Raw genomic sequence first — 23,714 nt, forward strand, 5'->3', positions numbered from 1 at the left:
CCACCTCGGCGTGCAAGTTCGGGAGGTCGAAGTCGGCCCGTCCCTCTCAGTCGCATGCATCTTCAGCCATGCGTCAACGAACGGACTTGCCTCGTTGCGTTCAGTAGCACCCACTACTTATCCGGCCGACCCGTCGACGACCTGTGCGGCATTGACGTCTTGCTGTGCGTCGACGCGATCCAGACTCTCGGGGCGCAACCGCTGTGCGGCCGCCACATCGACTTCACCGTGGCGGACGGTCACAAGTGGCTCCTAGCGCCAAAAGGGATGGGAGTGCTTTCGGTGCGGAGCGAGCTGTTTCCCTTACTGCCTCTGGCCGTCCTAGGATGGCGGTCCGTGGACGATTATCGCAGTCTTTGCGTCCGGGAGACCCTCGCCAGTACCGCCCGCCGCTACGAATCAGGTAGCCTGAACGAGATGGGGCTGATCGGTCTGGAGGCCTCCTTGGGACTACTCGTTCAGGTCGGTCAGCACCATGACCCCAAACGGTTGCGGGTGGCTAGGCTACAGCTAGTGGGCGGACTGCGCGCGCTCGGTCTACCGGTGCTGGGTACCCCTAGGCTCCACGACTGGGCCGCTATAGTCAGCTTTCACATGCCGGATACGCATAGTGCAGAGGTCGCGCGCGAGCTTCAGCGGGCCGGGGTCGTCGTGTCCGTTCGGTACGAAACCTCCGGTACAGAATTCCTCCAGTCCGCGCCGCACCTCTACACCACTGACGATGACATCGACCGGCTGCTCGACGCCCTTTCGGGGCACTCGAAGTGTCAGTCACGGCACGAAGGGACGAAGCAATGATCAAGCTGGACGACGGGAGACGACTGCCTGCCGCCCACGTAAACTGGACCGCTCCCGCCGCTGCAGGTCGCGTCCGGTCCGGGGCTGGGGTCGACGTACGCCGTCTCCTACCGCCCTTTGAGGTTGTCACCATGCTGCACTCAGCGCGGGCATGGGAACGACACCACGGCCCGGTCGACCTTTACACCGACCAGGACGGGTACCGGTGGCTTACGCACTGGGGCCTCGAAGATCTGTACCGCGCCATCGACCTCAATGTGCTGGCCAGCGTTGACCATAAGCTCTACGACCCTTCGACCTACTACACTCTCGGCAAAGTGTTTGCCTTGGCCGCGTCAAATACCGCACTGACTTGGCTTGATACTGATCTTTACCTGCACCGCCCCATTGAGAACCTCGGTGGTGAGGTCTTCGTGGTTGCCCACCGTGAAGCCGTCGGCAACGTTGTCTACCCCACCCGGGACCGGCTGCCCGACCCAAACGGCATCGTTGAGGACGGGTGGGACTTCAGGAGGTCAGCCGCCAACACGGCGCTGGCCTACTTCGGCTCCGCCGTGCACCGGGATGCGTTCGTGCGCAGCTGTCTGGCGTTTGCCGCGCGGAACCATACACCCATCGAAGGGTATGACCCCCGGCCGGCCTTCGCGGAGCAGCGCGTTTCGGTGTTTGAGGCGGCCTCGCTCGGTGTCCCGGTGCGCTGCGTCGTCGACACCGTCTGGGACCCTGCGGCGCGTGAGTGGGATCCGGTACCGACGGACGCCGCCTTCCATCACACCTGGCGGGAGAAGAAGCGCCTGGCCAGAAACCCCGTGGCCGCTCGCGCATACCTACAGCAGGAGGTCATCTGCTTTATCAGCCGTTTCCCTGACGATGCTGACCGGATATCCCGGCTCGCTGAGCGCGGCCTTTTCGACTCGATCTGTGACGCGGCCGACGTGTACTCGTGGGTGGATCAGGCGGGAGCGCTGCGGTGATGAGCTGTCCGAACCCAATCGAAGTGGCGGCCTCGTGGGGTGTAATGGTCGAGCACGTTGACGGTCTGCGTCGGGTGCGCCAGCTCGATCCCGTCGTCGCCGCCGATCTTGTGCGCTACCTCGGCGGCGATCCTGAAGAGGCCCGTCAGGACGTGGCCGCGTCGATACTCACGGTTCGCGGCGACGAACCGGTCGCCTTCGCCGACAAGGGCGAACTCGTCCTGGCCAACGGCCAAATGGTGGCGGTCTCACCGGACGTCCCAACTACCGTTCCAGTCGGCTACCACAGATTCTATCCGACCGGGTCTATGGAGCCTGTGACCGTGGTGGGCAGCCCTGCGGTTGCCGCACCCACCCCAGGCCGCGGTTGGGGACTCAGCGTGCAACCCTACGCCCTGCGCTCCAGCCAGGACTGGGGAATAGGTGACCTGGGCACGGTGCGCGACCTCGCGCGCTGGGCGGCGCAGCAGGGGGCGACAACGTTGTTGCTCGGTCCGATGCTCGCCGCCGCACCGACCACACCCCGCGAGCCGAGCCCGTACTACCCGGCCACACGCCTTTTCCTGGACCCGCTCTATCTGTCCATGCAGGACGTGCGCGCACCGGACGGAACGCCTGTTGCTGTGTCCCGTCCGGCGGGACTCAGTGACTCCGCTGATGCGCCGATCGACCGCGATGCGGTGCATACCGCCAAGTACGCCACGCTGAGGGCGCTCTGGACAGACCTTGATGGCAGTCCGGACCCCTTGCTGCAGGACTTTCTTGCCGCCAGTGCGCTTCCTGTGCAGCTCTTCGCCACCTGGTGCGTCCTTACCGATAAGCTCGGGGGCGATTGGCGACAGTGGCCAACGGAACTTCAGGACCCGCGTTCGGCGCAGGTCGAAGCCTTTGCAGAGCAGCACGCTGATGATGTCAGTTTCCATGTCTGGCTGCAGTGGATGTGCGAGCAGCAGATGGCGAGGATCGCTGGCGAAATCGACGTCATTAACGACCTACCGGTCGGCTTCGACCCCGGCGGCTTCGATGGCTGGTTGTGGCAGGAGGCACTAGTCCCACAGGTGCGTATCGGTGCTCCGCCGGATGGATTCGCGCCTGATGGCCATGGCTGGGACAGCGCTCCCTTCTCGCCGATGGCCTTGGAACGGCTGCGGTTCGCGCCGTTGGTGGCGGTCTGGAGGGCGAACATGGCTCGTGGCGCAGGCCTGCACCTAGACCATGCAATGCACCTCACCAGGCTGTTCTGGGTGCCGTGGGACAGGACGCCGGCCGAAGGGGCGTATGTTGAGTACCCTTTCCGGGAGATCCTCGACCTATTGGTGCTGGAAAGTGTTGCGAATAGCTGTTACGTGGTAACGGAGGACCTCGGAAATGTCCCCTCCGATTTCCGGCAGCAGATTGGGGAGCGCGGCCTTCTACGAACAATCATTTTGTGGTTTGTCAAGATTCCCCCGAACAAGTGGCCCGAAGCCGCAGTTGCCTACGTCTCGAACCATGACCACCCGCCGGTGGCGGCAGTCTGGGCCGACCACGACGCTGGCGCAAGGTTGATCGACGTCGATCCGCAAAGTGAGGAAGCGTTTGCCCGGCTGTCGCACCATCAGCGCCTCGTCGCGCTAGGTGAGGGGACGCCGGTCGATGCAGACCTGTTCACCGCGCTCCGCCGGACTCACGAGGGCCTAGGGCGCAGCGGAGCCGGCCTCGTACTAAGCCAGGTGCTCGACCTGATGCTCGGGGCTCAGCGGGTGAACTCTCCCACCGGCGACCGGTCGCAGAGCTGGCGCACGTCTCTGCCAATGCTGCTCGATGATCTGGTGGAGGATGAGGTGGCGCGTGAGCTGTGTAGCGTGCTCGCCGCCGCGCGCAATAAGGACCGATCCGACTTCGACCTCACGGGAGGATAACCATGACGAAGGTCTACGTCGACAGCGCAGACGTGGAGGAGTGCGCATACTGGTTTGCCACCGGCCTCGTCGTGGGAACCACCGCTAATTCCACGCTAGTACGCACTGCCGGTGCGCTGAGCCTGTGCGACCTCGCGGGCCAGTTACTGGCGCTCGATCCCACTGAGCTGCATCTGCAGGTGCTGCCGGAAGACCCAGCGGAGGCCTTCGACCAGGCAAGGACGCTGGCGGCGCAGGGTGACAAGGTGCGGGTTAAGATCCCACTGCTAACCGGCTCTGGTGAGCTCCGGACGTCGCTCATCAGTCGCTGCGCGCAGAACGGCATCAAGGTCAATGTCACTGCGTGCACTACCCCAGGGCAGGCGATGGCAGCTGTGGGCCTTGGTGTGAGCCATGTCAGCCTGCTGTGGTGCCGAATGCGCGACGCCGGCATCAACCCAGCCCGGGCTCTCAAGCAGGTCACTGCTCACCGTGACCGCAGTGGTTTGTCGGCCAAGACAGTGATTGGCAGCATCCGCAAACCGGCGGACGCTTCAGACGCACTCGCGGCTGGCGCGCAGTACCGTCGTCAGTTCTGCGGGCGTGGCTGGCCCCGGACCCGAGCCGCCTGTTTGCTGAACAGTTCAGCACCGACTCTGTCCACCTCACGCTGTGAGCGGCGGGATGGTTGAGCAAGAAGTGGGCACTGCTATTGAGCCGGTCGTGGTGCCGTTCGCAGCGCCGTACCTCGGGAGCGAGGAGCAACAGGCGGTGCTGTCCGTCGTCGAGAGCGGGTGGATCGGGACCGGCGAGGTCGCGCGCGACACTGAGTCCCGGTTCGCGACCTACCTGAATGTCCCGCACGCGCTGCTACTGAGCTCCGGCACGGCTGCCTTACACCTGGCACTGCTAGGACTGGGCGTCGGTGCGGGCGATGAGGTCGTGGTGCCGACTGTAACCTTCACGGCGACAGCAGCCACGGTCGTGCACGCTGGGGCGCGGCCGGTGCTGGTCGACGTTGAGCCTGAAACGCTGAACATCGACCTCGAGTCTGCGCGTCGGGCCCTCACGCCGCGCACCAAGGCCCTCGTTATCGTGCATATGTCAGGCCGGATGGCCGATGTACGTGCTGCCAGGAAGTTCTGCGATGAGCACGGGCTGCGTCTCGTAGAGGACTCCGCGCACGCGCTCCCGGCAGAGCGGGACGGCATTACCCCCGGCGCACTGTCGGACGCCGCAGCTTTCTCGTTCTTCGTCACCAAGCCGCTCACCAGCGCGGAGGGCGGTCTGCTTGTCACACCTCACGCGGACGTTGAGCAGAGATGCCGCGTGCTGAGTAGACACGGTATCGACCGAAGCACGCACGACCGGCACCGTTTCGGCCGCTCGCCCCACTACGACGTAGTCGCCGCCGGGTTCAAGTACAACCTGCCAGATATCCTCGCGGCGGTATTGCGGTGCCAGTTGGCGCGTGCTGACGAGTTGCACGCGCGGCGCGCTGGCATCGCCCGCATCTATCTGGAAGGGCTGGACGGCGTCCCGGGGCTCGACTTGCCGCCCGCCGACACTCGTACCAACAGATCGTCCTGGTACCTATTCATCGTCCGCATCCCGGCGCACCTCAAGCGTGACGAGCTGGCCACCCGGCTGGCGGCCGACGGTGTGGGCACTAGCGTGCATCTGCGCCCGCTCCACCAATTCAGCTACTACGCCGATCACTTCCCCACCGATCCGGCCCATGTCCGGGTGGCTGATGAGGTGTACCCTCGGCTACTCTCTCTTCCCATCTTCCCAGCGATGACAGACGAGCAGGTCGCGCATGTCGTGAGCACTGTCCGCAGGCACGCGATGGCCCGGTCATGAGGCAGGTCGTCGTACTGTGTGGGGGCGCTGGGACCCGGCTGCGTCAGATCACCAGGGGATCACAGAAGTGCATGGTTGAGGTCGCTGGGGCACCATTCCTCGCCCACGTGCTCGGCGTGGTCGACCAATGGAAGCCGGACGAGGTGCTGTTGCTGGTGAGCCACCACGCCGAACAGGTCATCGCGTTCGCGGCGTCGTCCGAGCGGCCGTACCGGGTAAAGTATCGGCGCGAGGCTACGCCGGCAGGGACAGTGGGCGCTCTGCGCGCTGCAAGAGGTCTGCTTGCCTCGGAGTTTCTGCTCGTCCTCGGTGACGTCCTGCCCCCGAAAGTCGGTCGTATCTGGGAGCGCCTGGTACAGGTGGCACAGCGCACCAGCGCTGCGGCGGTCATGACGACGGCCGCTGCGTCGCAATCGATGGACCAGGGGAATATCGACGTAGACGCCGACCTGGTTGTGTCCTACGACAAGTCTTCGCCGTTGCCGCTAATCGACCGCGGGACGCGGTACCTGCGGGCAGACGCACTCGACGCGTTCAGTGGCAACGATGACGATACTTTTTTCGGATCGATGGTGCCGACGCGAGCGCTCGCCCACTTATTTGTCGAAGGGCCGGTGCTCGACGTTGGCACGCCGGAGCGGCTACAGCGAGTGCGGTCCGCACTGGTAGGGTTGCATCGTGCCTGACGCAATAGTCTCGGCTGCCCCGATGCGCCTTCCAGTGGCCGGCGGTGGCACGGATCTACCGGAGTTCTACCAGCGGAGCCAGACTCGGGTACTGGCCGTGGCGATCGACCGCGAGGTCGTCGTCTCCGTCGCGAGCGATCCCGAGGCCGCGCGCGCCGCGGTCCCGTCGCAGGCCGGGTGGTACTGGGTCGAGCACGCTGCCGAATCCGCCGACCCATACGTCGGCGCCGCAGCCGCCTGCCTAGAGACCGCGCCAGTCGTTCACGTCGTTGTAACCTCACCGATAGCACCCGGCTCGGGTCTTGGCGGGTCGGGCGCCTACCTGGTCGCACTCGTCGATGCGCTCGCACGCCATGTCGGTCGGGTCTTGCCAAAGCCAGAGATCGCCGAGATCGCATTCACCATCGAGCGTGACCTGTTGGGCCGTACGGTCGGTAAACAGGACAGTTGGGTGGCAGCGATCGGTGGCGCGGTGCAGCTTGACATCGACACTAAAGGGCATGTATTCTATCATACCCGCTTCGACTTGCTGCATGCCGCGACGCGACTCCTCAAGGACTCTCAGCTGCTCCTATTTGGCCTGCCCGAAACCCGCGACGCTGCGACAGTCCTCGCCTCGTCCGGCCTAGTCAATTCCGCGATCGTGGACACGGCGCTTCGGCTCACGGACGAGAACGAGCGCGCTTTTCTCGGCCAGGACATCAAGCAGATCGGCGCGGTGTTGCGTCGACACTGGGATGAGAAGGTGAGGCGAAACCCCGCAGCGGACCATCCAGCCTGCCGTCGACTGACTGCTTGTGCGGACTCGATGGGTGTGCTGGGGTTCAAGGTCGTTGGAGCTGGCGGAGGTGGGCACCTGCTGGTAGCAGTGATGCCTGGTCGGGCGCAGGATCTTCGGGCGTCGATGGCCACATGGGGCCTGCGGCACATACGAGTGCGACCAGTTGCGACCGGTCTGCGCAGATGGTTTCGGTAGGCGGTCGCTGCGATGATTTCATGACCACTAGAGGAAGTATGAGGATGACGTGCGGGTAGGTATTGTGGGAGCCGGGCTGCAGGCCAACCGACGGTTGGCGGCGCTGGCGCCGGAAGACCGACTGGTCGCGCTGTACTCCCAGCGAGATAGGCGCGCCGAAGCACTTATTGAGAGATACGGCGGCGAAGCGGTCGACAATTGGCAGGACCTCGTGGCGCGAAAGGACTTGGACGCCGTGATCGTTGCCTCGCCGCCGAGGTCACATCGCGAGATCGTCGTCGCGGCACTGGAGGCCGGAAAGCACGTGTTGTGCGAGAAGCCGCTTGCCGCGTCCAGTGAGGAGGCAACGGTAATGGCAGAGGCCGCAGCCCGGCGGGGCCGGATCCTAATTTGCGGCTTCAACCATCGGTTCCACCCGGCCATCACGGCCGCGCGCGAGCTACTCGAGACTGGAATCCACGGTAGAGTGCTAGCGCTGGACGCTGCCTACGGACACGGCTTGCGCGGCGGGTATGCAGAAGAGTGGCGGTCCGACCCGGCGCAGGTATCTGGGGGGCAGTTGATGGAGCAGGGCATCCACCTAGTGGATTTAGTCGAGTATCTGGTGTCGCCCGTCGACGCCGTGGTTGCCCGGCTAGGCCACCACTTCGCCCTGCCGGGCAACCTTGAGGATGACGCGCGCCTGCTGCTTGCCCTGCGTTCGGGTGTGACCGCCACTGTGCATAGCAGCCTCGCCTTCTGGCGCAACCGCTTCACGTTCGAGGTCACGTGCGAGCGGGCGACCATCCGGGTCGTGGGCCTCGGTGGTTCGTACGGGGTGGAGACTTTGGTGGTCGAACCCCGCATCGATGGTCCGTTCCGTCAGGAGATCACCGAGTTTCGCGGCAGCGACTGTTCCTGGGATCGTGAGTGGGAGTATTTCCGGGAGGCGACGGCGCGACCGCAGCACCAGGAGAGCGACGCTGGACGGCGAGCTCTCGCCGTCGTCGAGGCCGCCTACCGGTCAGTGAAACACCAACGATGGGAGCAGGTTGCGTCATGACTACAGCAGACGAGATCGCGACGTTGTGGAGGAATTCCGCCGATGCATTCAGCCGAATTAGCGGTAAAGACATCCTGAGCGCCGCCGAGGTTTTGCACCAGGTCCGGGTGCGCAACGGCGTCGTTCTCGTTGCCGGCAATGGTGGTTCCAGCTCGACCGCGGCGCATTTCGCGGCGGACCTTACGAAGTTCACTCGTCGGACAGGGTGGCCCCACTTGCGCACCGTGTCTCTGACGAACGATGTTAGTTGCCTCACTGCATGGACGAATGATGAGGACCCCGCGCTGGCGTTGGCGCACCTCGCTGAGCCATGGCTACAGGGTGAGTACCCAGTCGGTACGAACGCCGTGGTGCTCTTCTCCGTGCACGGGGGCTCGCGGGACGGATTGGTATCGAGCAATCTAGTCGAGCTCGCGAGTCTCGCAAGGTCGCACGGTACTGCGGTCATCGCCGTCACCGGCTTCGACGGGGGTGCACTGGGCGACCTCGCTGACGTGCACGTAAACGTGGAGATGGATGTGGAGCCATACGCAACACCGGGAGTGGAGTCGCTGCACCTACTGGTCGCGCACGCCATCTGCCTCGCGATGCGCACTACGGGGGAAGAGCTGTGAACGGACGAACGCTGGTCACCGGCGGCGCCGGCTTCATTGGCAGCCATGTCGTTGACGCACTCGTCGCCGAAGGGCGCACGCCGGTGGTTGTCGACAACCTCTCTAATAGCACGATGCGATGGATCGCACCGCACGTGGAGGTCGGGACGTGCCTATTCGAGCAGATCGATATTCTCGACACCCAGGCCCTTCAGCGTGTAATGGACAGCAACGAAGTCGACGACGTCGTGCACCTCGCTGCAAGCGTTGACATGCGGGTGGGCCTTGTCAACAACTGGGTTGACGTAGAGCAGTCCGTCCTCGGAACCCGCTCAGTGCTGGAGGCAATGCGCGCCACCGGCTGCACAAGAATCGCGTTCTCGTCGTCATCCACGGTCTATGGCGAGCCTACGCAGCGGCCGACGTCGGAATCGTATGGACCCCTTCTACCCATCTCTGTGTACGGCGCTTCCAAGCTGGCGGCCGAGGCGTTGATCTCGTCCTACAACCACCTGTATGGCATAGAGGGGACTATCCTGCGTTTTGGTAACGTCGTGGGCGGCCGTCTCAACCACGGCGTCGTGTATGATTTTCTACATAAGCTGCGTAAGGACCCCACGAGACTTGAAGTGCTCGGTGATGGATGTCAGCGCAAGAATTACTTCTTAGTTGAGGATTGTGCTCGGGCCCTTCTCACCTTTCCGGCTCACACCGCTGGCGGTATTCTGGTCGCAAATCTCGGAGCAGAAGACACCGTCAGCGTGTCGGAGATCGCGCAGATGGTCGCCAAGGAGCTCGGGGTCAATCCTCTGATCGAGTTCGGCGCTACAAGCCGTGGCTGGCCGGGAGACGTCCCGGTGGTCGAGTTCGACCTCTCGCTGGCCCATGGGCTCGGCTGGCACGCATCCGTCACGTCGCATGACGCGCTGGTCACGTGCGTGCGTCGACTACTGCAGGAGCACAGAACCAATGGGTGAGGTCGTTGTCGTGGGGGACTGGCACCTCGCGTCGGTCACGTCAGCGGGTCTGCTCAACCTTGGCTACTCTGTTCGGGGTTGGGACCGTGATAGGGATGCGCGCGAGGTCCTCGAGACACTTGGCGGCACGGCCGGTGAACCTGGCGTGGCCGATGTTTTGGCGACCGCTGCCGCCGACGGTCGCTACGTCGTGCTGGCCGATGAGGTGGACTTGGACCAGGCGCTGGGGGGCGCGGGGCTTGTTGTGGTGGCCTACGACTCGCGTACGACCGTCGACGGCGAGATCGACGACTCGCGCTCCGAGGATGCGGTCCGCGCACTACTGGAGCGCGGTGTCAGCGGACCGGCAATAATGCTCTGCAGTCAGGTTCGGGCAGGCACCTGCGAGCGGCTTCTGCGATCGAGCGGCCTGCCGGCGGACAGCCAGGCGTTGGTCCACGTGCCCGAGAACCTGCGGCTCGGGTCGGCACTCGAGGACTTCCTGCACCCCGAGCGCCTTGTCGTGGGCTGCGATGCTCCGGAGCTTCCGCCCGCAGTCGCGGAGCTAGTTGCCCGGTGGAAAGCACGAGATATCCGTCGGGTCCGGCTTGTGGAAGCCGAACTGGTCAAACACGGCACGAACGTCTTTCTGTCCATGTGCATCGTCTTCGCTAATGATCTCGGGTGGATCGCCCGCGAACTCGGCGCAGACCCGGTCGCCGTGACGGAGGCTGTCCGGGCAGACTCGAGGGTGAGCCCAAAGGCCCCCCTACGCCCCGGACAGGCATATGCCGGCGCGACGCTGCAGCGCGATGTCCGGGCGCTGTGGGAGGTGGGTGAATTGTTCGGCCGCGATACCCTATTCGCTGCGGTCAGCCGCTCGAATGCCAGCCATGCGCTCGCGCCGGTGGCTCTCCTAGACCGGATTCTCGATGGTCTGTATCAGCGGCGCGTGTGCCTGCTGGGGCTGACCTACAAGCCGGGGATCGCGACGCTGCGAGACTCACCGGCCCTGCGACTAGCCAAAGAGCTCACTGCGTTCGGCTGTACGGTGACGGCGCACGACCCACACGCGGAACAAATCGCGCTCGATGCGGTTGACCGCCACTGCACGGTTTCATCCGCGGCAGCCGAAGCTGACTGCGTTGTGCTGGTCACCGCCCACGAGGAGTACCGGTCGCTCGACCTGGGCTCACTGCCCGTCCGCCGACCGAACCTGCTTAACCTGTGCGCGGCCGCCTCAAATCTGCGCGGGCATGACGGATGGCAGCTGCACGACATGTGGGGAAAATGAGGCGGGATGTCAGATCGATGGGCGGTATTCTTTGACCGTGACGGTACCTTAAACGCGCACGTAGCGCGCGATGACCGCCGGAGTTCGCCATGGCGAATCGACGAGTTCGCGCTCCTGCCGGACGCCGTCGTGGCAGCCGCGGCCCTACGTGACGCTGGGGCGCGCATGTTCGTCGTGACGAATCAGCCCGACCTACAACGCGGCCTACTCGACCCTTGCGACCTGGACAGCATGCACTGCCAACTGCGTGAGATACTCGTCCTTGACCACGTCTACGTCTGCCCGCACGTTGCGGCGTTACGGTGCGCGTGCCGCAAGCCGGCGGGCACCCTATTCCGCCGTGCGGTCGAGGAGTTCGGGATCGACTTGAGCCACTCTTGGATGCTCGGAGATCGGGCCACTGATGCCCAGGCGGCGCTGTCTGCCGGACTGCGCGCCGTAATCATCACGCCTGTGCAGCGGGCTACCGAGAGTACTGTGCCGGAACTTTCCTATGCCACTAGCCTGATGAGCGGCGTCCGCGAAGTTTTGCGGGCCCGAGATATCCGACACACGATTAGGAGTACGGAATGAAGCTGGGAACCGTCATCGCCACTCAGGAGATCGAGCAGATGGCCGGCGGCGATGTGACCGCCGAGGCCCTCGATCGAGGGTGGATTCACGAGTTTGCCGAAGGGCAGTACATCTATGGCGCTCCGTGGGTCAGGCTCCTGCGCAAGCTGCAGAGCGCGGTGCTCGACCGTGCCGCCGAACTCGGCTTTGAGGAGTGGTTGTTCCCGCGGCTGATCCCGCGCGAGGCCCTCGACAGCTTCCGCCTCAGCCAGTACGCACCGGAGCTGCTCGTTCCCGCAGGCATCGACGCCGATCAAGTGCTTGATCCTGTCCAGTGCATCAGCCTTTACCAGATGCTCCGTGGCCGTGAGCTCGACATCTCCACGACACCGATCCGTATCGTCGAGACCCTCGGCGGGTGGACGTGGCGCAACGAGCTGTCACGCCACCTAGATGGCCCCATTAAGGCGCGGGAATTCATGCGGGTCGAGCATGTGTTTCTGGGCAGTCGGGACGACGTCCGGCGTATCCGCGGCGAGGTACGTGAGGCCTTGACCGGGCTGCTGAGTAGCTGGGGTCTTGCCTGGCAGGTCGTCGTCGCTGAGGGCTGTATGGAGATCCCGTCGCTGGTACAGATGCAGGAAGATGCTCAGACCCCCGATGAGGTTCCGGTGCAGGACATTGAGGTGCCGCTTAGCAGTTTGCGCGCCGACCGGTTCCGGCCCGAGTGGGCCAACCACTTCGATGACCGCTTCGACCTGCGCGAGATCTCCGGCTGCTCCGCCGAGGGCAACCACATGACCCAGAGTTTCGGGATCAGCAGCTCGGATGGCGAGGAACTGTGGAGCGGTTGCTGCGGTATCGGGATGAACCGGCTCGTGGTCGCTTACCTCTACCGCCACGGTTTCGACGACGCTCTGTCCAGCCTAAATGGCTGACCACCGGGTGGCAGTGCTCCTAGTTACAAATGAGGGGTTCTACCGCGTCGACGGTGGGGTAGCGCGCTACGTCCGCAACATCCTGGACGCGCGGGCGATTTCCCAGGAGGTTGCCGCTGCGCACGGCGTGGACCTGAGCTGGCATGTAGCCGAAAGGACGTTGGGAGGTCGTGTTGATGATGCCGCGCTTGAGCAGGCAATGGAGCAGTACATCCGCCCGGGGCACGTCGAGTTCCATCCGCTTGTCGACCCCCGCCGCTCCAACTCGGAGCCGGACCATCTGGAACACTTCGTCGCTCTCGGCGCCGCCGTGGGGCAGCTAGTGGCACATCTCGCCCGGTCGGTTGATTCTGTCCTGGTGGTCGGCGGGATGAGTATGTTTTCGATAGCACCACGGTTCGTGCTGAGAGCCGCAGACCAGTTGGGGCTGCGCGTCAGTTACGTGCATATGACGCATAACCCGGTCATAAGCGCGCACGGCGGGGCAGACCGGCCCGAGGCATACAGCGATGCCGTGATGGGTCACTTAGCCCGCTCTGACGAACGCGTGAACGTCGGCTGGGAGTCTGCGTGGATGCGTCGGCAGTACGCGAGCGTCTACGGCATCGACGAGGATGACATGATCTTCGCTCGTGCCGGGGTGCCGACCAGCGACGCGAAGTTTCGGCGCCAGTCCGACGCGACCGTGCACCATACGCTACGCGCCCTCGGCGTGCCACTCGATCGGCCCCTGGCGCTCAGCTGGGGTCGCGCGGGGGCAGGGAAGGGCTTCTCGCTGCTCGTCCGCGCATGTCGGGCGATTGATGACCGGGTCGTGCCCGTGGTACTGAATCCGGTACCCAACCAATCGTTGGCGCATACTGTGGCCGCGCTCGAGTCGTCTGCGGTGCTACTGGACGGTCAGGACGATGACGTCATCTCAGCGCTGTGTCAATGGGAGGGTACGCTCACAGCGACCTTCTTGTCCTGGGGAGAGGCCGCTTCGGTCACCCCGATTGAGGCGGCGCTAATGAGCGACGGAGGGGGATCAGTGGTGTCAGCCGTCCCGACCGGAGTGTATAGGGAACTGGTGGTCCCCGGACGAAACGGCGTCCTAGCGGAGGATCGCAGCGTCGACGGTGTCGCCCGGATGCTTGACTGCCTCACCCGAATGCCCCTCCAAGAGCGAGTTCGACTTGGCGCCGTCGCCGCCGAGGACGCCCGACGCCACCACGACTTCGCCACGAACTGGCGTACCACCCTGAACGAAGCGCTTGGGCGACACCTTCACGTTATCAGCCGGTCGGCGGCTCAGCGTCGCGACTTGCAGCGTCAGCGGTTCCTCTACGCACCCGGGCCAGACCGGGAGGCCGTTCGATGATTACACGGTTCCGGGAGGGTTATTCAGTGAATCCAGAAGCTCGGCCAAAAAGTAGAGTCTAAATAATGGCAAGAGCGGCTCGTTTCAGAAGCCGTACTCCGGCAAACACCATCAGGCTGGGGTTAACATCCAGATCCTCGCAGACACCCACGGTCGGCTGCAATGGGCATCACCCCCTCTACCCGACTCCACCCATGATGCCACAAGTGTTCGATGCCCATGCCATCCTCGCCCATCTTACAGCTGACACAATCATCGCTGACACGGGCTACATCGGTCGAGGTCTCATTGGAGTGCTATGGGTTTTGTGGACACTACTGAAAAATGGGATTTCTAGGCTGCTTTCTGGTGTTGGCTCCATTCTTGGTGGACGTGGTTGGGGGTTCGGTACCCTAACGCCGAGTGAAGTCGTTTCTGATTGTAACGTAACTCGATCCAGGCTGTCACATCCTTTATAGCATGTTTCCGTGTTGGGTAGATCTTCCGGTTCACTACCTCCTTCTTGCAGGTGGCATTAAATGATTCCGCTGCGGCATTGTCGTAACACGACCCAGTTCTACCTACCGAGGCACGGATACCATATGTGTTCATGATTTCCGCGTAATCAGCTGAGGTGTATTGCGAACCACGATCCGAATGGAAGACGGTTTCACCTCGGGTTACTGGGCAATTTCTGACTGCCATGTGTAAAGCCTCGGCAACAAGCCGGGTGCGCATATTCCCGGCGATCGCATAACCGATGATCTTTTTCGAGTAGCAATCCATGACGGTTGCTAGATAAGTGAATCCTTCCCAGGTGGGGATGTAGGTGATATCGCCTACCCATTTCTGCCCTGGTTTGTTGGCGGTAAAATTCCTTTTCACCAGATCCGGGCGGTGGTGAAGATCCTGGGCCGGGATGGTGGTACGGACCCGTTTCCGGGGCTGACAGGCCACCAAGCCAGCCCGGTGCATGAGCTGACGCACCAGCTCTGGGCTCGCGTGGATTCCCCGTTCAACCAGAGCTGCGTGGATACGTCGATACCCGTAGGTTTGCTCAGACTCGTGGAAGAAATGCGTAATTAAAATAGTGAGTTCTTCCCGGCGTTTCTGCGTCTCGGATAAACCCTGATTCCGCCATCTGTAGTAGCCGGAACGAGACACTCTGGCCCAGCGGCACATCAGATACACAGGATAGCTGCCTTCCTCGCGGTGAATATAAACATATTTCGCTGCTACCGGGATTCCTGCGCGAAGAAGGCCGCCGCTTTTTTCAAAAACTCGATCTCCATCTTCGCTTCACGCAACTCAGCCTGCAAGCGCTTGTTCTCCGCCACCTGATCCGACGAGGCTTCTACCATACCTGGGTCGGGATGCTGCTTCCGCCATATTCTCACCCAGTTACCCACAGTTTGCGGAACCAGATTGTAGGACTTCGCCACTTCCGCTATCGGCCGAGACCCCTCAAGAACCTCCGCGATGATTTGTTCTTTAAACTCTTTACTAAATTTCGAAGCCGGCATAGTACAGATTTTACCTCACATGTTCGAATAAACTCAGGTTTTTCACCACTGTCCACGAAACGCCGGGCACTCCAGTAGACTCGAGGTGGTCGTCGTCGCCACACCTCTGTCATCCTAGACGGAGGTTGCCGTGACGGCCCTCAATGCTGGTTGCCACGTGTCGGTCGAGTGTCCTATGGTCACTGGTGCCGTGGAGGCCGACGTGGTCCGTTCGGCCGCCGAACGCGGCGGGCGGCTCGCAGCTCTCGCCGAGTCTTTCTGTTACTTCCCGCAGTGCTGGCGATACAGCTGGGAGCTGTCCATCCTAGGCGGCAGCGTGCTGGGGCGGCGAGGGCTGGTCCTGAAGATGGACTCCAGCGCGCCAGCCGCTCGGTAGCGGGAGGATCTGGGAATGTCGAGGTACCTAACCGATGGCCTCAGGCCGCTCCTGCACCTGACGGATGACCAGGCGACTGTCGTCACCGGTGTCGAGCCGCTTAGCCGGCGCGGGTCCCTACAACCGGTAGCCCTTGCGCAGACCGCTGCCGGCGCTGCTCACTACATAGTGAGCAGCAGCCTGGTGCCCCGCCCGGTGACCCGGTGGAACCTCACCGGCGAGTGGTAGTCCCTTGAGTCGGATCCGGCAGGCGCCTACCAGGGTGACCTACGGGTGTACCGGCACGATAGCAGGGGACATGGACGACAGCTCCCACCTGCCCGGCCGAACTATACGGAGATTTGTGGGGCCTGGGCCGCGAGCCCGAGCGGCTGATGCTTAGGCGCTTCTTGGTGGCTGTCGCGGGTGACCTACCGGACCTGTCGCTCGAGACGTCGCTCAACATTGCACTCGCGGGCGCCGCTGCCGCCGAGTCGGCCCGTGCGGGCGGGCAGCCCGTACCCATCCCGGTGAGGTGAGAATGTCTGATGGGCAGGATCGCGCTCGCGAGGCCTGTGGGCAGGTTTCCCCTGAGTTTGCGAGGCCGTGGCAGTCAGGACCGTGGGGGCTCGCACTTGGCTCTTCGGCTGGGACACCTCGGCCGAAGAGGCGGAGCGACTGATGGGTGCGGTACTCGACCACGGCATCACCTACTTCGACACCGCCAATAACTATGGCCGCGGCCGGTCTGAGCAAATCGTCGGTGCCTTCCTCGCACCTGTCCGCGACGAGGTCGTGATCAGTACCAAAGTGTACGCACCGTTCGGGCCCCGGTCTGCCGACCGGGGTCTGTCAGCGGACGCAGCTAGACGCGCGACTGAGATCTCGCTACGCCGGCTGGGCACTGACCGTATTGACTTGCTGCTGTTGCATCGTCCCGATCCAGACGTCCCAGCCGAGGAGACCGCAGGTGCGTTTGCAGAGCTTGTCACCGAGGGCAAGGATCTGCAGATTGGGACGAGCACGTTCCGCAACCACCAGCTCGATGCGCTCCAGCAGGCTCCGCCGGCCGTGTTGTATAACCAAGCTCCGTATAGAGCATGTTCGAACACGCTGTCGAACACGTCGCGGCCGCGGCTCTGGACCGCTGGGATATAGGGGTGGTCGCGTGGAGCCCGCTAGCCGAAGGGTTGCTCACCGGCAAGTACGCCGATCCCTCGCCTTCAGGACGGTTACTGCGCTGGTCCGTCGCAGACGAGCCCCGCTTCCGCGCAGGCCCCGTGCGCTCGCCGACGAGCTCGAAACTGGGCTCACGCAGTTGACGCCGGCGCGGCGTCGAGCTCCCACACCTCGAACGAAGGACCCTCGCCGGGCACCTCGGCGACGCCGTCGGGTCTCTCTCGTAGAGGCACCTGCCCGTAGAGCAGGGCGGCGCTGGCGGTGCGACAGCCGAGAAGGAGTTCGGGCGGCAGGGGCACGGGTCGGTGGGCGCGCCGGCTGGCCCGCACGAGCAGGCGCTGACTGGCGCTCTCTCGTAAAAAGATCAAGACGTCCTCTCCAACGTGAACCCAGCGGAAGCCACCCCGTGAAAAGGCGACATGCTCGCACCTCAGATGGATGAGTCGGCGGTACTCCTCGAACAAGGCGGTGTCCCAACGGCTCTCGTCCCAAACCATTGGGGAGCGCGCCAGGTCTCCCTTGGATCCGGTGAGGCCGATCTCATCGCCGTACAGCATCGACGGCACACCGGGGTAGCTCATTAGCAGCCCGACCCCGACCACAGCAGTCTCAACGTCTCGGGCCACTGTCCGCCATCGCGGCGTGTCGTGGGAGCCCAGTAGGTTCAGCGCATGCGTCGCCGCCGTCCATGGTGCGTTGGCGCGATAAGCGTCAAGGGCTTCGGCGACGTCCTGGCCGGAGAGGGAGGGCATCACGGGATTTCCCATGAACCAAGCCCGCCCGAGCAACTCGACGTCCCCTAGCCAGCCGAGTACCGGCCACGTGAAACCTGAATAGTTCGTAACGCCGTGCCAACCATCGCCAAGGAGGTCCGGAGAGGCATCGTACATGTGCTCACCGACGAGGTAGGTCGCGGGGTTCACCTTGCTCATCGCGCGCCGGGTTGCGCGTGCGATTGGCTTGTTTTCATCCGAGTCTCGGTATCGCCCAACCATATTGGCTAGGTCGATCCTCCACCCGTCCAGCTCGAAGGGAGGCCGCAGCCAACGGGTAACGACGGAATTACTCCCCGTCACCATCGCCTGGCGAACACGTGAGGAACGATAATCGAGTTTGGGTAAGGTCGGGATTCCGCGGCAATATGCGAAGTCTGTCCCCTCCCACGGGAAGTACTCCGAAGTGGCCGCCGCCTGTCCGAGCTCATGCGCGGATTGGAACCACTGATGCGTCGAGCCGCAGTGGTGAAGTGTTAGATCACCCAGGATCCGCATTCCGCGACGGTGCACTTCGGCCGACAACATTGCAAGTCCCTCGTCGCCCCCGAGGAGGGGGTCAACGTGAGTGAAATCATCTGCGTTATACCGGTGGGAAGAGGGCGCGCTGAAGAACGGGGTTAGGTACAGAGCGTTGACACCCAGTCGTTCCATGTGGTCGAGGCGCTCGGCGATGCCCTGGAGGTCTCCGCCGTAGACCTGCCGGATGGATACCCGCCAATCGGTCGAGACTGGATCGTCCCAGGCCGACCGCAGCGACCATTCCGGCCATTCGCGCGTGGCACCCGAGTTGGCGAAACAGTCGGGAAAGATCTGGTAGAAGACGCTGTTCGACACCCAGTCCGGAGGCCCAGCGAAGGTCGTTAAGCAGAAGTCTGTACTCTCTGGTGGTTCCCAGCGCGAGACGCCGGCCGCTGTCAACCACGACAGGCCCCCAGGGGAGCGAAGCTGGAACCGGTACCGCGTTACCTGGTTGTGAATAGGTAACTCACACCGCCAGATGACGTCGTGCTCCTCGACCCGGTCCGGGACGCCCTCCCGTAAATGCAGCGTTCCATCGGGCCGCGAACGCACCCATACTTGGCGCACGTCGACCCACCGCGGCACGCGGACGAACACGGCGACGAGTTCGCCAAGCTGTGGGTGCGGATCGCTGACGTACAGCTCTGATCCATCGTGGTGTGGAGGGAGTCTCATCAAGGTGCGCACATCGTTGCTCGGGCACGCTCATATACACCCGTCACAGTTGCCGCTACCTCATCCCAGCTGGGAACTGACCTGAGGTCGTCGGCGGCAGTACGGACTAGTCGCTCGGCGAGACCGGCTTCAAGTAGCACGCGGTCGATAGCTGCCACGAGGGCTTCCACATCGCCCGGCGGGTAGGTCAACGCATTTCGCTCGTTCTGGACGTGCTCGAGTAAGCCACCGGTTGCGGCGACCACTCTCGGCACTCCGGCCGCGGCGGCTTCCAACGCGACCAGACCGAATGGCTCGTACCGGCTCGGGATTACGACCACCGACGCAGCGGCCAGCAACTCTGCCAGTTGGTCCTGCGGGACGAAGCCCACGAGATCGACGATGTCTTGGACACCCTGCTTGGCAGCCTCGGCAAGGAGGTCTTCGCGTCGGTGGCCCTCACCCGCAACGACGACTCGCAGGCCGCGATGACGGTGTCGCAGTAACGCCGTCGCCCGGATAAGGTCCCCGACACCCTTCTCACGTACGAGACGCGCGATGCAAGCCAGTAGTGGACCGGAACTGTGCTCTCCGACACTGCTCCGAGCAACAGGTTGCGCTAAAGGTGACCACGCACGCGCGTCCACGCCGTTAGGCACCACCTCGACTAGACCGACGGCGGGAGCGAACAAGCACTGGACCTCATCGCGCATGTGCGTCGAGCACACCACCACCCGGTTTGCTGACTCCAGCATCCAGCGTTCGACTCCGTGGATCTTGCGGTGTAGATCGGTCCGCAGCGAATCCCCATGACGGCCGGATTCGGTGGCGTGCACGGTCACGACAAGCGGCGCACCGGTCGCAACACTCAAGTTGACACCTGCGTGAGCGACCAACCAGTCGTGGACGTGGACTACATCGAACGGGCCCTCTAATGCAAGCGCACCGCGAGTGAGGGCGTGATTGAAGGCCAGGGCCCAGGTGACGATGTCATCGGGGCCTATCTTGGGCACCGCCGGGTCGGGCTCGGTGCGGATAATCCGGACGCCCTCGAAAACTATAAGGGCAGGGCTGGTGCCGTCATCAGCTCCCCTGGTCATCACGGTCACCTCATGCCCAGCCGCAGCGAGCGCGACACTCAGGCCGTGGACGTGGCGGCCAAGGCCACCGACGACGACTGGGGGGTACTCCCAAGACAATATAAGCACTCGCACTCTCGTATGATGGCACAGTTGCTTCCCACGGCTGCCGCCAGGGCGTGGAATCGTTACGAGTCGAGGAACCCTTCATGAGTGCATGGTCCGGTCGCAGCACGGCTGGTGACGTAGCTGGGTCGTTGCGCGGTCGAGCGTCGGACTACGCCGCGATGATGCGGGAACCCTGGCACCAGCTGCGGATTGAACTTGTATGGCGTACTCTGGAACCGTTCATTCCCCCGAGGTCGAAGTTGCTCGACGTAGGCTGCGGCGACGGTAGCCTCGCACTGCGGGCGGCGGGCGCCGGTCACAGCATCACGATTGCCGACATTGATCCAGACATGGTGGCGGTGGCGACCGACGCGCTGCGCGGTGTGGCCTCTGCGGGCTCATGGGAGCCGCTTATGCTCCACGAACCAGCCGAGGCCGCGTTGGGCGAGCACGCGGAATTCTATGACGTAGTTACAGCGCACAACGTTCTCGAGTACGTCGCCGATCGGACGAGTTTCGCCCGAGCACTTGCCGGCCGGTCGCGACCCGGCGGGATCGTGTCGCTGGTGGTGGCCAACCCGGTTGCGGTGCCTCTGACGACAGCCGTGCGCACCCAGGATCCTCGTGCATTGCTCAGTGACCTGCGCGGGGAAGGTCTGCGACTGGGTATGCCTGGTAAGCAGGTTGCCGCCCCTCCAGTCGACACCACTGCGGTCGTGGACGAGATCGTGGCAGCCGGGTTCACGCCCGTAGGCTTCTACGGAATCCGGGTCTTCAACGAGGTGATGACTGACGAGCACCGCAAGCACGGGCCTGGCTGGTTGACCGATATGGTCGAGGCTGAACTTCTCGCTGCCGAGCGTGAGGAATACCGGGCGATAGCCCGGCACCATCACCTCGTCTTGCGCCGCGAGAACTGAGGTCCACGCCGATACTTCGTCGATGTGGCGGACACCTTACCGACGAGGCTGTGGAAGACCGTGACCCACTGGTCCGGGGATACGTAGGCCACGACGGCGTCTGCCGGCACCCCTGCTGCGCCGAGGCTCTCGCGCACCAAGGCCGAGGGGTATTTCTTACTCAGCGACGCTCTCACCGATCCGCCGACGCCGCTGAACGCTAGCTCGACCATTGCGGCGTACGCCTGCATCCGGCAAGTTGCGACCAACGGAGAGTCGCGACGGTGCAGGTGCAAGACCCCAGCGTCCACCCGGGGAACTGGCCGGAAGTCGGTGCGGGGGATCCGTCCACGCAGCTCCCACTCGTGCTCCGGCCAGGTCGTGGCCGTCAGGCGGGTCCACCGGCCGTACGCACCAGTACGTTTCTTGGCATACTCAAGTTGGGTGATAAACGTTGCCGACCTGACCGCTTGGAGACCCAGCACACGGTCAACGATCGCCGACGTCGTCCCAAAGGGGATGTTCCCCACCACCTTGATTGGGCCGGTTGGCAGAGCAGCCGCGAGGAAGTCCTCGTAGACGATCGCGACGTTTGTCCGACGGGCGACTTCTGCCTCAAGCTTGCTCGACCAGCTTCGGTCGACCTCGTAGGCCACGAGGCGTGCACAGCGCTCGGCGAGTAGCCCGGTAAGTGCGCCTGAGCCGGCGCCAACCTCCACCACCTTGTCGTCACGCTCCAGTTCGGCGGCGTCCAGGAATCTGGAGATGGAGCTCGGCTTGACTAGAAAGTTCTGCGAGAACGTCCGTCGACGCTCGTCGCGTAACGTTCGAATCTGGCTCATGGCGCTCCCTCCGTTGCTTCTCGTGATGACGTCCCCCTGAGTCATGCGGTTCCGCGCCAGCCGTACGGGCGTATGGGCCAAGCGTGTTGCAACCCCAGGGTACCTGGTCACTGGGAAGGTGAATCGCCCTGGGTTCGGTTGAGGCTCTTAGATTCGGTTGAGGCTCTTAGACCAGTGAAGGATGTGAGCCACGGCAGCACCGAGGAAGTGTAGCGTCGAGCTTCAGCATCGCTCGACGTGGATGGCGATGGAGACCTCCGTCAGACTCACGAGTGGATCGACACCGTGGGCCCCGCCACGGCAGCCGGGTTCTGGTTCCCGTGTGCTGACGCCGGTGCTGTCCCGCGGGAGAGGAAGCCCGCCCATTCCTCGTGCGACGTCGGAGGTACCGGCGCGCGAGGAGGAGACCCCGATGACGACAAGGCCCGCATCCCGTACACCCGGACATGGAACGGCTTCGTCGACCAGGCGGCTCACCACCAGTTGACCGTCCTGCACGACGAGGGCCTGTACCGGCACCTGCGGATGGCCGCGCCGGGAATGTCGATGTGGCACTGGGAGGTCGTCACCTGGGCGGGCCACCTGTCGATCACCGGGGCGGAAATCCGGCGTGACAAGGGGTTTCAGCGTCAGCTGCCCTCAACCTGAGCCTGTCGGGCGAGGCCCGTCAGTGATCCCTGTTGAGGGACTTGCGGCGCACGCTCAGACGGATGGCCTCCTCGTAGTGCCCGACCAGCTCTCCGCAGACATTGGCCCAGGTGCGGGTGAGCACGGACTCACGGCCGCCGCCCCGAAGGCGATGCGTTTGGCGTCGTCCCCGACGAGGTCTGCAACCCGGGCGAGCAGCTCCGCCAGGTTTCCCGGCTCGTAGAGCCAGCCGGTGCGCGACGGGTCGACGAGGTCGATGGGGCCCCCGCGCCTGGGGGCCACGACGGGCAGCCCCGAGGCCTTCGCCTCCTGGATGGCCTGGCAGAAGGTCTCCAGCTCACCGGTGTGGACGAACAGGTCGAGGCTGGCCATGGCGCGTGGCAGATCGTCGCCGCCCAGCTGCCCCAGGAAGGCCGCCTCAGGCAGCGCCTGCTCCAGCTCGGGGCGGGAGGGACCGTCGCCGATGATCACCAGCCGGGCGCCGGGGACGCCCTTCAGGGCGGTCAGGTCCTGGACCTGCTTCTCGGCGGCCAGGCGACCCACGTAGCCGATCAGGCATCCGTCGGGGCCGGCGAGCTGGCGGTGGAGACCGTGATCGCGCTTGGCCGGGTCGAAGCGCTCCGAGTCCACGCCACGCCCCCAGATGCGGACGCGGGGGATGCCGTGGCTGATCAGCTGCTGCTGGGCATACGTCGACGGGGCGAAGTTCAGCGTCGCCAGGGAGTGCACCTGCGTCACGTGATGCCACAGCAGGTACTCGGCGTGTGGGAAGCCATACCGGGCGGCAAACGAGGGAACGTCCGTCTGGTAGATCGCCACCATGGGGATGCCCAGCCTGGCGGCGACGGAGGCGGCCTTGAACCCCACGATGAATGGGGCGGCCAAGTGGATCACATCGGGGTTGAAACGGCTCAACAGCCGTTCGATGGTGAAGGAGGGAGTCGTCACCACCCGCACCGAGCCGTATCCGGGAAGGCCGATGGAGGCGACGGTCTCCACAGGGAATCCCGCATAGTCCCTCGGGGTCCTGTCACCGTCAGCTGGTGCGATCACCATCGCCTCATGTCCGATGCCCCGGAGGTGCTCAAGCACCCGCAGGACGGAGTTCGTCACTCCGTTGACCTGCGGCAGGAACGACTCCGCAACGACGGCCACACGCACTGCATCAGTCTACCTAGTCAACGACGCGCGACACCCCTGCCGTAAGTTATGATGGTAAGCTGCCAAAAATAGGTGTAGGT

25 protein-coding genes and 1 pseudogene are annotated in these 23,714 nt (G+C 63.9%); 20 read left to right on the top strand and 6 right to left on the bottom strand.

Features of this window, described 5'->3' with window-relative positions; genetic code table 11:
• Nucleotides 1-54 precede the first annotated feature (54 nt).
• The 14 genes from SK1NUM_RS04850 to SK1NUM_RS04915 are packed head-to-tail and all read left to right on the top strand — an operon-like array spanning nt 55 to nt 13,912.
• Complete coding sequence (locus SK1NUM_RS04850; protein ID WP_212326022.1) at nt 55-798, top strand: aminotransferase class V-fold PLP-dependent enzyme; 744 nt, start codon at nt 55-57, stop codon at nt 796-798.
• On the top strand, nt 795-1,772 hold the full coding sequence (locus SK1NUM_RS04855; RefSeq protein WP_212326024.1) for a hypothetical protein: 978 nt from the start codon (nt 795-797) through the stop codon (nt 1,770-1,772). The genes SK1NUM_RS04850 and SK1NUM_RS04855 overlap by 4 nt, the downstream gene beginning before the upstream one ends.
• Nucleotides 1,773-1,816: 44 nt before the next feature.
• A complete protein-coding gene (gene malQ / locus SK1NUM_RS04860; protein WP_212326037.1) occupies nt 1,817-3,673 on the top strand; it encodes a 4-alpha-glucanotransferase in 1,857 nt (618 codons plus the stop codon).
• Nucleotides 3,674-3,675: 2 nt separating this feature from the next.
• The gene (locus tag SK1NUM_RS04865; RefSeq protein WP_212326039.1) at nt 3,676-4,344 is read left to right on the top strand and encodes a transaldolase family protein; all 669 of its coding nucleotides are present in this window, start codon (nt 3,676-3,678) and stop codon (nt 4,342-4,344) included.
• The gene (locus SK1NUM_RS04870; RefSeq protein WP_212326041.1) at nt 4,337-5,515 is read left to right on the top strand and encodes a DegT/DnrJ/EryC1/StrS family aminotransferase; all 1,179 of its coding nucleotides are present in this window, start codon (nt 4,337-4,339) and stop codon (nt 5,513-5,515) included. Before SK1NUM_RS04865 ends, SK1NUM_RS04870 begins: the two co-directional genes overlap by 8 nt.
• On the top strand, nt 5,512-6,201 hold the full coding sequence (locus tag SK1NUM_RS04875; RefSeq protein WP_212326043.1) for an NTP transferase domain-containing protein: 690 nt from the start codon (nt 5,512-5,514) through the stop codon (nt 6,199-6,201). Before SK1NUM_RS04870 ends, SK1NUM_RS04875 begins: the two co-directional genes overlap by 4 nt.
• Nucleotides 6,194-7,177 (top strand): GHMP family kinase ATP-binding protein, encoded by a 984-nt coding sequence (locus SK1NUM_RS04880; RefSeq protein WP_212326045.1) that lies wholly within the window; start codon nt 6,194-6,196, stop codon nt 7,175-7,177. Before SK1NUM_RS04875 ends, SK1NUM_RS04880 begins: the two co-directional genes overlap by 8 nt.
• A gap of 49 nt (nt 7,178-7,226) precedes the next feature.
• On the top strand, nt 7,227-8,219 hold the full coding sequence (locus SK1NUM_RS04885) for a Gfo/Idh/MocA family protein (RefSeq protein WP_212326047.1): 993 nt from the start codon (nt 7,227-7,229) through the stop codon (nt 8,217-8,219).
• Nucleotides 8,216-8,833 (top strand): SIS domain-containing protein, encoded by a 618-nt coding sequence (locus tag SK1NUM_RS04890; protein ID WP_212326049.1) that lies wholly within the window; start codon nt 8,216-8,218, stop codon nt 8,831-8,833. Before SK1NUM_RS04885 ends, SK1NUM_RS04890 begins: the two co-directional genes overlap by 4 nt.
• Nucleotides 8,830-9,789 (top strand): NAD-dependent epimerase/dehydratase family protein, encoded by a 960-nt coding sequence (locus tag SK1NUM_RS04895; RefSeq protein ID WP_212326051.1) that lies wholly within the window; start codon nt 8,830-8,832, stop codon nt 9,787-9,789. The genes SK1NUM_RS04890 and SK1NUM_RS04895 overlap by 4 nt, the downstream gene beginning before the upstream one ends.
• Complete coding sequence (locus tag SK1NUM_RS04900; RefSeq protein WP_212326053.1) at nt 9,782-11,062, top strand: UDP binding domain-containing protein; 1,281 nt, start codon at nt 9,782-9,784, stop codon at nt 11,060-11,062. The genes SK1NUM_RS04895 and SK1NUM_RS04900 overlap by 8 nt, the downstream gene beginning before the upstream one ends.
• Before the next feature lie 6 nt (nt 11,063-11,068).
• On the top strand, nt 11,069-11,635 hold the full coding sequence (locus SK1NUM_RS15445; RefSeq protein ID WP_212326058.1) for an HAD-IIIA family hydrolase: 567 nt from the start codon (nt 11,069-11,071) through the stop codon (nt 11,633-11,635).
• Complete coding sequence (locus tag SK1NUM_RS04910; RefSeq protein WP_212326060.1) at nt 11,632-12,552, top strand: hypothetical protein; 921 nt, start codon at nt 11,632-11,634, stop codon at nt 12,550-12,552. The genes SK1NUM_RS15445 and SK1NUM_RS04910 overlap by 4 nt, the downstream gene beginning before the upstream one ends.
• Nucleotides 12,545-13,912 carry a glycosyltransferase family protein gene (locus SK1NUM_RS04915; RefSeq protein ID WP_212326062.1) on the top strand — a complete coding sequence of 456 codons (1,368 nt, stop codon included), beginning with the start codon at nt 12,545-12,547 and terminating at the stop codon, nt 13,910-13,912. Before SK1NUM_RS04910 ends, SK1NUM_RS04915 begins: the two co-directional genes overlap by 8 nt.
• Before the next feature lie 333 nt (nt 13,913-14,245).
• On the opposite strand, the gene SK1NUM_RS04925 is transcribed toward SK1NUM_RS04915, so the two are convergent.
• Together SK1NUM_RS04925 and SK1NUM_RS04930 are read right to left on the bottom strand one after the other, a co-directional pair.
• The gene (locus tag SK1NUM_RS04925) at nt 14,246-15,136 is read right to left on the bottom strand and encodes an IS3 family transposase (protein ID WP_212327380.1); all 891 of its coding nucleotides are present in this window, start codon (nt 15,134-15,136) and stop codon (nt 14,246-14,248) included.
• Nucleotides 15,127-15,414, bottom strand: a complete 288-nt coding sequence (locus tag SK1NUM_RS04930; protein WP_212320937.1) for a transposase — start codon at nt 15,412-15,414, stop codon at nt 15,127-15,129. Before SK1NUM_RS04930 ends, SK1NUM_RS04925 begins: the two co-directional genes overlap by 10 nt.
• Before the next feature lie 130 nt (nt 15,415-15,544).
• Here SK1NUM_RS04930 and SK1NUM_RS04935 point away from each other — a divergent pair, with 130 nt between their 5' ends.
• From SK1NUM_RS04935 to SK1NUM_RS04945, 4 genes are all read left to right on the top strand, one after another.
• Entirely contained in the window at nt 15,545-15,790 is a 246-nt protein-coding gene (locus SK1NUM_RS04935; protein ID WP_212326064.1) for a hypothetical protein, read from the top strand.
• Nucleotides 15,791-15,805: 15 nt separating this feature from the next.
• Nucleotides 15,806-16,018 carry a hypothetical protein gene (locus tag SK1NUM_RS04940; RefSeq protein WP_212326065.1) on the top strand — a complete coding sequence of 71 codons (213 nt, stop codon included), beginning with the start codon at nt 15,806-15,808 and terminating at the stop codon, nt 16,016-16,018.
• 164 nt (nt 16,019-16,182) lie between these two features.
• Nucleotides 16,183-16,308: a hypothetical protein gene (locus SK1NUM_RS15195; RefSeq protein WP_263407065.1), complete on the top strand. Its 126-nt coding sequence runs from the start codon at nt 16,183-16,185 to the stop codon at nt 16,306-16,308.
• A 67-nt stretch (nt 16,309-16,375) separates the two neighbouring features.
• Nucleotides 16,376-16,927, top strand: coding sequence for an aldo/keto reductase (locus tag SK1NUM_RS04945; protein ID WP_212326068.1), 552 nt, complete (start codon nt 16,376-16,378; stop codon nt 16,925-16,927).
• Nucleotides 16,928-17,079: 152 nt separating this feature from the next.
• Here the strand turns inward: SK1NUM_RS04945 and SK1NUM_RS04950 are convergent, their stop codons facing one another.
• Together SK1NUM_RS04950 and SK1NUM_RS04955 are read right to left on the bottom strand one after the other, a co-directional pair.
• Nucleotides 17,080-18,918, bottom strand: a complete 1,839-nt coding sequence (locus SK1NUM_RS04950; protein ID WP_212326072.1) for a glycoside hydrolase family 13 protein — start codon at nt 18,916-18,918, stop codon at nt 17,080-17,082.
• Nucleotides 18,918-20,111 (bottom strand): glycosyltransferase family 4 protein, encoded by a 1,194-nt coding sequence (locus tag SK1NUM_RS04955; RefSeq protein ID WP_223927822.1) that lies wholly within the window; start codon nt 20,109-20,111, stop codon nt 18,918-18,920. Before SK1NUM_RS04955 ends, SK1NUM_RS04950 begins: the two co-directional genes overlap by 1 nt.
• 74 nt (nt 20,112-20,185) lie before the next feature.
• On the opposite strand from SK1NUM_RS04955, the gene SK1NUM_RS04960 reads away from it, so the two are divergent.
• Nucleotides 20,186-21,004 (top strand): class I SAM-dependent methyltransferase, encoded by an 819-nt coding sequence (locus tag SK1NUM_RS04960; RefSeq protein ID WP_212326075.1) that lies wholly within the window; start codon nt 20,186-20,188, stop codon nt 21,002-21,004.
• On the opposite strand, the gene erm is transcribed toward SK1NUM_RS04960, so the two are convergent.
• Nucleotides 20,977-21,825 (bottom strand): 23S ribosomal RNA methyltransferase Erm, encoded by an 849-nt coding sequence (gene erm, locus SK1NUM_RS04965; RefSeq protein ID WP_212326077.1) that lies wholly within the window; start codon nt 21,823-21,825, stop codon nt 20,977-20,979. The genes SK1NUM_RS04960 and erm overlap by 28 nt on opposite strands.
• A gap of 237 nt (nt 21,826-22,062) precedes the next feature.
• Here erm and SK1NUM_RS04970 point away from each other — a divergent pair, with 237 nt between their 5' ends.
• The gene (locus tag SK1NUM_RS04970; RefSeq protein WP_212326079.1) at nt 22,063-22,473 is read left to right on the top strand and encodes a hypothetical protein; all 411 of its coding nucleotides are present in this window, start codon (nt 22,063-22,065) and stop codon (nt 22,471-22,473) included.
• A 19-nt stretch (nt 22,474-22,492) separates the two neighbouring features.
• Here the strand turns inward: SK1NUM_RS04970 and SK1NUM_RS04975 are convergent.
• Nucleotides 22,493-23,634: pseudogene (locus SK1NUM_RS04975) on the bottom strand (glycosyltransferase family 4 protein).
• Nucleotides 23,635-23,714: the final 80 nt, after the last annotated feature.

It is taken from the genome of Arachnia rubra, from assembly GCF_019973735.1.
In the GTDB taxonomy this organism is placed as follows: domain Bacteria; phylum Actinomycetota; class Actinomycetes; order Propionibacteriales; family Propionibacteriaceae; genus Arachnia; species Arachnia rubra.

Bases quoted from the DNA above. Each gene is read 5' to 3' on its own strand.
- SK1NUM_RS04850 (WP_212326022.1), top strand. From the start codon at position 55: ATGCATCTTCAGCCATGCGTCAACGAACGGACTTGCCTCGTTGCGTTC.
- SK1NUM_RS04855 (WP_212326024.1), top strand. From the start codon at position 795: ATGATCAAGCTGGACGACGGGAGACGACTGCCTGCCGCCCACGTAAAC.
- malQ (WP_212326037.1), top strand. From the start codon at position 1,817: ATGGTCGAGCACGTTGACGGTCTGCGTCGGGTGCGCCAGCTCGATCCC.
- SK1NUM_RS04865 (WP_212326039.1), top strand. From the start codon at position 3,676: ATGACGAAGGTCTACGTCGACAGCGCAGACGTGGAGGAGTGCGCATAC.
- SK1NUM_RS04870 (WP_212326041.1), top strand. From the start codon at position 4,337: ATGGTTGAGCAAGAAGTGGGCACTGCTATTGAGCCGGTCGTGGTGCCG.
- SK1NUM_RS04875 (WP_212326043.1), top strand. From the start codon at position 5,512: ATGAGGCAGGTCGTCGTACTGTGTGGGGGCGCTGGGACCCGGCTGCGT.
- SK1NUM_RS04890 (WP_212326049.1), top strand. From the start codon at position 8,216: ATGACTACAGCAGACGAGATCGCGACGTTGTGGAGGAATTCCGCCGAT.
- SK1NUM_RS04900 (WP_212326053.1), top strand. From the start codon at position 9,782: ATGGGTGAGGTCGTTGTCGTGGGGGACTGGCACCTCGCGTCGGTCACG.
- SK1NUM_RS15445 (WP_212326058.1), top strand. From the start codon at position 11,069: ATGTCAGATCGATGGGCGGTATTCTTTGACCGTGACGGTACCTTAAAC.
- SK1NUM_RS04910 (WP_212326060.1), top strand. From the start codon at position 11,632: ATGAAGCTGGGAACCGTCATCGCCACTCAGGAGATCGAGCAGATGGCC.
- SK1NUM_RS04915 (WP_212326062.1), top strand. From the start codon at position 12,545: ATGGCTGACCACCGGGTGGCAGTGCTCCTAGTTACAAATGAGGGGTTC.
- SK1NUM_RS04930 (WP_212320937.1), bottom strand. From the start codon at position 15,414: ATGCCGGCTTCGAAATTTAGTAAAGAGTTTAAAGAACAAATCATCGCG.
- SK1NUM_RS04940 (WP_212326065.1), top strand. From the start codon at position 15,806: ATGTCGAGGTACCTAACCGATGGCCTCAGGCCGCTCCTGCACCTGACG.
- SK1NUM_RS04950 (WP_212326072.1), bottom strand. From the start codon at position 18,918: ATGAGACTCCCTCCACACCACGATGGATCAGAGCTGTACGTCAGCGAT.
- SK1NUM_RS04960 (WP_212326075.1), top strand. From the start codon at position 20,186: ATGAGTGCATGGTCCGGTCGCAGCACGGCTGGTGACGTAGCTGGGTCG.
- erm (WP_212326077.1), bottom strand. From the start codon at position 21,825: ATGAGCCAGATTCGAACGTTACGCGACGAGCGTCGACGGACGTTCTCG.